The 8,755-nt window shown below is 42.0% G+C and carries 6 protein-coding genes; 2 read left to right on the top strand and 4 right to left on the bottom strand.

Annotated elements, in window-relative coordinates:
* Positions 1 to 202 precede the first annotated feature (202 nt).
* The 4 genes from fusA to CXF60_RS08635 all read right to left on the bottom strand — a co-directional run bounded on the left by fusA (position 203) and on the right by CXF60_RS08635 (position 5,264).
* Positions 203 to 2,329: an elongation factor G gene (fusA, locus tag CXF60_RS08650; RefSeq protein WP_101205359.1), complete on the bottom strand. Its 2,127-nt coding sequence runs from the start codon at positions 2,327 to 2,329 to the stop codon at positions 203 to 205.
* A gap of 343 nt (positions 2,330 to 2,672) precedes the next feature.
* Positions 2,673 to 3,146, bottom strand: a complete 474-nt coding sequence (rpsG, locus tag CXF60_RS08645) for a 30S ribosomal protein S7 (RefSeq protein WP_057761735.1) — start codon at positions 3,144 to 3,146, stop codon at positions 2,673 to 2,675.
* 218 nt (positions 3,147 to 3,364) lie between these two features.
* Positions 3,365 to 3,739 (bottom strand): 30S ribosomal protein S12, encoded by a 375-nt coding sequence (gene rpsL, locus CXF60_RS08640; RefSeq protein WP_011281154.1) that lies wholly within the window; start codon positions 3,737 to 3,739, stop codon positions 3,365 to 3,367.
* Between the two features lie 412 nt (positions 3,740 to 4,151).
* Entirely contained in the window at positions 4,152 to 5,264 is a 1,113-nt protein-coding gene (locus tag CXF60_RS08635; RefSeq protein WP_102091615.1) for an EcsC family protein, read from the bottom strand.
* Positions 5,265 to 5,762: 498 nt separating this feature from the next.
* Between CXF60_RS08635 and CXF60_RS08630 the strand changes: the two genes are divergently transcribed.
* Both CXF60_RS08630 and CXF60_RS08625 read left to right on the top strand, forming a co-directional pair.
* On the top strand, positions 5,763 to 6,998 hold the full coding sequence (locus CXF60_RS08630) for a beta-ketoacyl-ACP synthase II (RefSeq protein ID WP_102091614.1): 1,236 nt from the start codon (positions 5,763 to 5,765) through the stop codon (positions 6,996 to 6,998).
* A 3-nt stretch (positions 6,999 to 7,001) separates the two neighbouring features.
* Positions 7,002 to 8,735, top strand: a complete 1,734-nt coding sequence (locus tag CXF60_RS08625; protein WP_102091613.1) for an anthranilate synthase component I family protein — start codon at positions 7,002 to 7,004, stop codon at positions 8,733 to 8,735.
* Positions 8,736 to 8,755 lie beyond the last annotated feature (20 nt).

The raw sequence follows: 8,755 nt of genomic DNA, 5'->3' as shown, positions 1-8,755 counted from the left end.
GGTTCAAGACTTAACTCATATAAATATGATTATTAAGACGATTTTGACCACATTAAGATAATTGTTAAAAGGTTGCACATACTAATGTGCAGATATTATAAGAAAATCGCGGCCAATAACAAGTCTTTTAACAAGTTATTGGCGTATTCTTCGGTGACAATACACAGACATACTCTATATTGTCACTTTCAGTAAGTTTTATTTACTCGTCATCATCTTTAGAGTTGAACTTAGAGATGATTTCAGCAGCAACTGATTTTGGAATTTCAGCGTACTTTTGGAATTCCATTGAGTAAGTTGCACGGCCTTGTGACATAGAGCGCATTTGAGTGGCATAACCAAACATTTCCGCTAATGGTACTTCAGCACGAATCTGTTTAGTACCGCCAGGTAGATCTTCCATACCCTGTACCAAACCACGACGACGGTTAAGATCGCCCATGATGTCGCCCATGTAGTCTTCAGGTGTTTCAACTTCTACTTTCATTACTGGCTCAAGTAGCGCTGGGTCAGCTGCTAAGAAACCTTTTCTGAAGGCCATAGAACCAGCCATCTTAAATGACAATTCATCAGAGTCAACGTCATGATAAGAACCATCATACAAGGTCGCTTTTACGCCAACTACTGGGTAGCCTGCAAGTACGCCGTTTTTCATGCGCTCTTGAATACCTTTATCAACAGCACCGTGGAATTCTTTTGGTACTGTACCACCAACAACTTCTTCAGCGAATTCGTATTCAGTATCGCCAGCTGGATCAAGTGGCTCAAGACGTAACCAAACATGACCGAACTTACCACGACCACCAGTCTGACGTACGAATTTGCCTTCTTGTTCAACCGTGTTACGGATCGTTTCACGATAAGCAACCTGCGGCGCACCGATGTTTGCTTCAACGTTGAATTCACGCTTCATACGGTCAACTAGAATCTCTAGATGTAGCTCACCCATACCACTGATGATTGTCTGACCAGATTCTTCGTCAGTGTGTACACGGAACGATGGATCTTCTTTAGCCAAACGGCCAAGAGCGATTGACATTTTTTCTTGGTCAGCCTTAGTTTTTGGCTCAACAGCTAGAGAGATAACTGGATCTGGGAATTCCATACGCTCAAGAGTGATCACGTTGTCTTCATCACATAGCGTATCACCAGTAGTCACATCTTTCATGCCGACTAGAGCTGCGATATCACCAGTACGAATCTCTGCAAGCTCTTCTTGAGAGTTTGCCATCATCTGTACGATACGGCCAACACGCTCACGCTTCATCTTAACTGGGTTATAAACACTGCTACCCTGCTTCATTACACCGGAATAAACACGTACGAAGGTTAAGTTACCAACGAATTTGTCATTCATGATTTTGAACGCTAGTGCTGAGAAAGGTGCTTCATCTGATGCTTCACGGCTGCCTTCGCTTTCGTCTTTGTCATCAAGAATACCTTTAATAGCAGGTACGTCAATTGGTGCAGGTAGATACTGAATAACGGCATCTAGCATCTTCTGTACACCTTTGTTCTTAAAGGCAGTACCACAAAGAAGCGGGATGATTTCGTTATCGATGGTTAACTGACGAATAGCACCGTGAATTTGTTCTACAGTCAATTCACCGTTTTCTAGGTATTCGTTCATCAACTCTTCGTTTGCTTCAGCAGCGTTTTCTACAAGATGCTCGCGGTATTCTGCTGCTTTTTCTTGTAGTTCAGTTGGGATTTCGCGCTCATCATACTGCATACCTTGAGACGCTTCGTCCCAATAGATAGCTTTCATGGTCACTAGATCAACAACGCCTTCGAAGTCATCTTCTTTACCGATTGGAATAACCAATGGTACAGGGTTACCGCCTAAGCGAGTTTTGATCTGTTCGATAACACGATAGAAATCAGCACCAACACGATCCATTTTGTTTACAAATGCAAGACGTGGTACTTTATATTTGTTCGCCTGACGCCATACGGTCTCAGACTGTGGCTGAACGCCGCCTACTGCACAGTAAACCATGCAAGCGCCATCAAGTACACGCATAGAACGTTCAACTTCGATCGTGAAGTCAACGTGACCTGGGGTATCGATGATGTTGATACGGTGTTCGTCAAACTGTTTAGCCATACCTGACCAAAAACAAGTTGTTGCCGCTGAGGTAATAGTAATACCACGCTCTTGTTCTTGCTCCATCCAGTCCATAGTGGCTGCGCCATCATGTACTTCGCCAATTTTGTGGCTAACACCGGTATAGAATAAAACACGCTCTGTAGTGGTTGTCTTACCAGCATCGATGTGCGCTGAGATACCAATATTGCGATAGCGTTTTAGGGGAGTTTTACGAGCCATAGTGTTTTCCTAGGAAAAGTCGTGTATATAATAATGTATTGTGTCTCTACCTCATACTCTATGACAAAGCGTTCAGCTTCGTAATATTACTTACTGATTATTGAGCCTAATACGGACAAAAAAAGAGCAAATACTAAGAATAGTGCGGCATCAAATTTGGGATGCTCTCCAGCAAAAACTGTATTTGTTAAGAGAGACATCTGGATAGATGTCCGCCACCTCAGTCATCAATAAATAACATTTATATATGACCGAATGATGATGGCGGCAATCAATAGAATAAACAACAATGTAAGATTAAATGGCATGAGCCTCTAATCTCAAGCTACTATTAAAAAGTAGCTTAGAAACGGTAATGAGAGAATGCTTTGTTAGCATCTGCCATGCGGTGAACTTCGTCACGCTTTTTCATAGCAGCGCCTTTGCCATCAGCAGCATCATTCAATTCGCCAGCTAAACGCAAAGCCATTGATTTTTCAGAACGCTTAGCAGCAGCTTCAGCTAACCAACGCATAGCCAATGCAGTACGACGGGAGGGGCGTACTTCCATTGGTACTTGATAGGTTGCACCACCGACGCGGCGAGCTTTTACTTCTACCATTGGGCGTACATTTTCTAGCACTTCTTCGAAGAAAGATACTGGATCTTCAACTTTACGCTTCTCACTTACTGTCTCAAGTGCACCGTAAACGATACGCTCAGCAGTAGATTTTTTACCATCACTCATTACATGGTTGATGAATTTTGCAACAGTTTGGCTACCAAACTTAGGATCCGGTAGGATCTCACGGGCAGCAACGACGCGACGTCTTGGCATAATAAATTTCCTTATCTTCAGGAGTGTCTAACATTCACAACATCGACTACTTATCATTAGGATATGGCAGTGAGTTATCAGTTAGCCTTACTGCATGGTGGTATGTTTTAAGAGCAAATCACAGATATATATTTATATAAAAGCGATACTACTACTGACACCAAACCCATGCACAGTTATTGGGTAGTGCAAAAAGCTTGTCTAATAACGTTTAGTTATTAAACTTTAGGCTTCTTAGCACCGTACTTAGAGCGACCTTGCTTACGGTCTTTAACGCCTGCGCAATCTAATGCACCGCGAACAGTGTGATAACGTACACCTGGTAGATCTTTTACACGACCACCACGGATTAGAACAACACTGTGCTCTTGTAGGTTATGACCTTCGCCGCCGATGTAGCTTGATACTTCATAGCCTGAAGTCAAACGTACACGACATACTTTACGCATGGCAGAGTTAGGTTTTTTTGGCGTGGTAGTATATACACGAGTACATACACCGCGACGCTGTGGGCACGCTTCCAACGCAGGAACTTTTGACTTTTCCTTGATGGTTTTGCGACCTTTACGAATCAATTGGTTAGTTGTTGCCATAAGGCATCCTTCTCCCGTTTGGTATAAAACAAAAAAATGGGCCAATGCACCATCTATCTGACAATAATTGCAGATTTCGGGGGCACCCATTTTTAGGACAGTGTATTATAAAGAGTTGTTGCTGCTATTTCAACCACTTATGAATGGTTTCGCTTTACAACATTTGATAGATATGCATTCAGCCTCTCATTGTATCACTTTATAGATTTTTCGCCGAAAAATAGCGTAATAAATAAAGCAAACAAAGCGAGCTCAAGCATCATTAAGAAAAGATGTTTAACATTGAAATGGTACTTGATAGTAACTAAGTGGTGGTATTTATCCTAATTTTCAAGTCGTATTGCTCAATCAAACCAAGATAAATACCATCGTGCTTATAAATATATAGCCCAACTAGCAAATAATATGTCTATTACTTGGCTTTTTTACCAGACGTTTGCTTGTCTGAGTTTTTCTCACTGCTAGTTTCTTCTTTTCCTTTATCAGTGACTTTTTCTGAATCATTGCTTTTTTCTTTGCGCTCTGTGTCTTTTTTCGCCTCATCAGTATCAGCCTTTTCTACTTTAGCCTCACTACTGCTGTCATCAGTAATAGCACGATTAGCCAATTTTGCTTCTGGTGCAAAGGTCGCTTGAGCAACGCCAATAACTTCGTCGATCAATTGGCTGTTATAGTGCATGCCGATCGCTACTGCGGTGACAGGAATAAAACGACGAACCCATGATAAATTGATCTGATCTAAATCTACACCTACTTGGCTTGCGACTTTGTCTATTTGCGCAGCATAGAAATTTACATTTTTATTTTTCAGACCGAGATTTTTAAGTTCACTATGTAGTCCGTTGCTCTGAGCATTATCGAGCAAACCTTTGCCAATACCTAGACCAGCTAGTAGCGCTTGTTTTTCTTGCATTTTGCTCAAGTCAGCGTTTGATAGTAGTTCGTACGCCATCTTGACGCCTTGCTTACCTGTCAGCGGCTTATTATATACAGCAGCAATCTGATAAACTGTACGTAATGAAACCAATAATAGCCACAATGTATCAGCTAGCAAACCTGGTAGACCTGCCAAACCTGTCAAACCACCCATCATTGCAAGCGCGCGGTTTTGATTAGCGATATCAGTAGCTAGCGCATAACGCTCTTCGTCATCTAAAGTAGCAATATTGGCAAAACGATGTTCATTAGGTAAGTCTAGTTGACTCCAGTTGGCAGCGAGGTTGGCCACTTGGGCAAATGCGCCGTCAACTGTCGACTGGAAAAAACTATTCGGCACGACTTTCTTGGCATATTTACCATAAGTAGCAAAACGTGGTCCTAAAAGTTGCTGCGTCGCCTTCAACGTTTGCTCACGAAACAAGTCTTGTTGGTAGTCTTCATCGCCTAGGTCTACAGCTTTATATTGACGCGGTTTGCCCGTTTTAGCGTTTACGCTATCAATCATAGCCCCTACACGCTCTAGATTGTTTCGAGTAAAAGAGCCAATGGTATTGATGCTTTTAGAAAGAATACTACGCTTTGCCATCGTGATGTCCTTAATATGATGAAGTGGTTTTTAATATAGTTGTATTTTAATATGATAGTTAATTATTGATAATAATGAATCTATTATTTTAGCCAGTTATCGTAACTAGTGTCAGTGCGAACAATGTTATTAGAATCACAAATTTTGTATCTAAAGTATAATTCTGTCCATAGTCAGTAGCTAGTCTTACTTCTCATCTCTTTACTCAAAACTCAGTCATAAGTGTTATTTTGTCGTTATTTTACACTTGTCCAAAGATTTCCAGTGCTTGATACGTTATCATGTGCCATAACTGAGAGCATAATTGTACACTGAATTTATATTGCCTCTGATAGACCGCTAACAGAATTTCGTTACCTAAATTCATGCTATCGTTATCTACATAGACTATTTTTTCATTATAATGCTCGAATTAACTCATAGTTAAACATCATATATAGATTTACCACGATTATTGCAACCAACTGCTAGCAAGTCGTTACTTATAAGGAATAGCATATGCGCCGCGTCGTTATTACTGGAGCAGGGATTGTCTCTTGTATTGGACATGATTTAGATACTGTCACCACTGCCCTCAAAGAAGGTCAGTCTGGCATCACATTTAACGATTCTTATGCTGAGCACGAGTTTAAATCACACGTGAGCGGTAGTATCAATCAATCAGAACTGGATACCAGTGGTATCGATCGTAAGCTGAAACGGTTCTTTAGTGACGCTAGCCTATACGCTTATGTTAGTGCGCTAAATGCGATTGAGCACTCTGGCCTGTCACTTGATACCATCAATAACAACCCACGAGTGGGTGTAGTGGCAAGTTCAGGCGGTGCATCAACAGAAAATATCGTCAATGCTATCGATGCTATGCGCGAAAAAGGTCTACGCGGTGTCGGCGCAATGGCAGTACCAAAGACAATGGGCAGCTCGGTATCAGCCGCTTTAGCAACCGGTCTAAAAATACAAGGCGTCTCCTACTCGCTCGCCTCTGCTTGCGCGACTTCAACACACTGTATCGGTCATGCTGCTGAGCTTATCCAATTGGGTAAAGCCGATGTAATATTGGCTGGTGGTAGTGAAGCTGAGCATTGGACGCAGTCTTGTATGTTTGATGCCATGGGCGCAGTTAGTACTCAGTATAACGACACACCAAAACTTGCCTCAAGAGCCTATGACAAAGACCGTGACGGTTTTGTGATTGCTGCTGGTGGCGCGATGGTGGTTGTAGAGAGTCTGGAGCATGCTCAAGCACGCGGCGCCAATATTTTGGCTGAAATCGTTGGCTATGGTGCCAGCTCTGATGGTGCAGAAATGGTTGCGCCAAGTGGTGAAGGTGCAGTTCGCTGTATGCAACAAGCCTTAGCCGAAGCAGGTCTAGAAAGCGTTGATTACATCAATAGTCATGGTACTAGTACACCACTGGGCGATATTACTGAGCTTAAAGCGATTGCTAAAGTATTTGATAATGACGTCAGTAAAGTACCTGCTATCAGCTCGACCAAATCAATGACAGGTCATAGCTTGGGCGCTGTTGGTGCACAAGAGCTGATTTATTGTCTGCTAATGCTACAGGACGGCTTTATCGCTCCAAGTATCAATGTTGATAACTTAGATCCTGCTGCTGAAGGTTTCGATATCGTCACCGAAATGCGTGAAGCAAATCTTGAAACGTTGATGAGTAATAGCTTTGGCTTTGGTGGTACTAACGCTACGCTAATTATCAAAAAGTTTGACGCTTAATCCATGCTTGTATCAAATCATAATACAACTGAGCAGACAGATTCTGCGCCATCGCCAGCTAGCAAACCTAGCTGGCGTTTTGGTGATTTGTCTGCTGCAGAGCTGATGCCGCAGCTACAGCGTCACTTGCTCGACCAAGACATTAAAGCAAACTGGCAACTTGTTTGGCTTAATAATGATGGTCGACCCGTGATCGGTTTACTCCCAAAAGTCAGCTGGTCTGTCTATCCCAAAGATGAGCAGTCCTCTAGTGATTTACCCAATATTTACAAGGTGATTAAGAGTTGTCGCAGTACTGACGTGCGCCGCGATACTGATGTAAATAGCGCTGATAATAGTGATGCTAGCACGACAGCTTATATGAGTTATCTAGAGTGGCAAGAAGAGCTAATCGCTTATAGTAACTCTCAAGAAGTTAATCACGACACCTCATATATCAATAACGAAGAAAGCTCGAAACCCAGTTATCATCATGGGCTAATCGGTTTTATTGGTTATGATATTGCAGCTCTCGAACTAAGCCCTGCCGATAGGATTGAATTGGCAATGCAGCCGTCTGCTTCGTTGGCACATTATGATATTTATCTAACACCTACGGCACATGCTGATACAGGTTGGACGTTAAAGAGTCATCTAACTAACGATGATGCTTCTGAGAGTATCCATCATAAGACAAACGATAGTCTCGTAACCAATCTTACCTATTACCTAGACGAACTGGATCGAAAACTGTCTGATAAATATCTTAATCAACCACAGTTTAAAGATGCATCAAACATCACTCCCCTCGTTTTAAGTCCGCGATGGAGTAAGCTTGATTATCAACAAGCATTTAATCGCACACAAGACTATCTACAGCAAGGTGACTGCTATCAGATAAACCTGACACAGAAATGGTCTGGCAGTTTAGCGTGTAAAAATAACGATGTTCAATCAGCCTATTCACTTATTGACTATTTGCCTGCGCTATATCGCAATACAAAAGCGCCTTTTGCAGGATATGTGAGCGTTGATATCAATGATGGTGATTACCTAAATAGAAGCAACAGCTTTAACTCAGACATCAATCATTTTGAATTGTTAAGCTGCTCACCTGAGTTGTTTTTCACATTCACTAGAGAAATCGACACTGGCAAACACTCTATTCGCACCAAGCCTATCAAGGGAACCATGCCACGAGGTAATACTAACGAGCAAGATGAAATGTATAAGCAGCAACTGGTCAATAGCGAAAAAGACCGTGCCGAAAATGTCATGATTGTAGATTTACTGCGTAATGATTTAGGTAAATACGCCAAAATTGGTAGTGTGAAAGTACCACAGTTATTTGCAATTGAGAGCTTTAGCAATGTGCATCATATGGTCAGTACTATCACCGCTGAGCTAAAAGCTGATACTCATCCGTTAGCGGTATTATTTGGTAGTCTACCTGCAGGCTCTATCACTGGCACACCAAAAAAACGCGCTGTCGAGATCATCGCTGAACTGGAATCTACGCCACGCGGTGCTTATTGTGGCACTATGGGTTATATGAACTTTGATGGTAGTGGTCAATGGAATGTACTCATTCGTACATTGCAAGCCAATACTTCGTCAAATGACAGCCTTAATAAAGAAAGGCACATCAACCTGTGGGCAGGTGGCGGTATTACGGTCGCGTCTGATTGTGATGCTGAATACCAAGAATGCTTAGATAAAGTAGGTAACTTATTATCAGTACTGGCTCAAAATATGTAGCCTTACAAAGTTAAATGTCA

Origin of the sequence: Psychrobacter sp. 4Bb (assembly GCF_002836735.1) — a bacterium.
GTDB lineage: Bacteria > Pseudomonadota > Gammaproteobacteria > Pseudomonadales > Moraxellaceae > Psychrobacter.
Note: the sequence above shows the minus strand (reverse complement) of the source record. Positions and strands in the feature narration are given on the sequence as shown.

Coding starts and splice junctions, on each gene's coding strand:
- CXF60_RS08625 (WP_102091613.1), top strand. CDS start 7,002: ATGCTTGTATCAAATCATAATACAACTGAGCAGACAGATTCTGCGCCA.
- CXF60_RS08630 (WP_102091614.1), top strand. CDS start 5,763: ATGCGCCGCGTCGTTATTACTGGAGCAGGGATTGTCTCTTGTATTGGA.
- CXF60_RS08635 (WP_102091615.1), bottom strand. CDS start 5,264: ATGGCAAAGCGTAGTATTCTTTCTAAAAGCATCAATACCATTGGCTCT.
- rpsG (WP_057761735.1), bottom strand. CDS start 3,146: ATGCCAAGACGTCGCGTCGTTGCTGCCCGTGAGATCCTACCGGATCCT.
- rpsL (WP_011281154.1), bottom strand. CDS start 3,739: ATGGCAACAACTAACCAATTGATTCGTAAAGGTCGCAAAACCATCAAG.
- fusA (WP_101205359.1), bottom strand. CDS start 2,329: ATGGCTCGTAAAACTCCCCTAAAACGCTATCGCAATATTGGTATCTCA.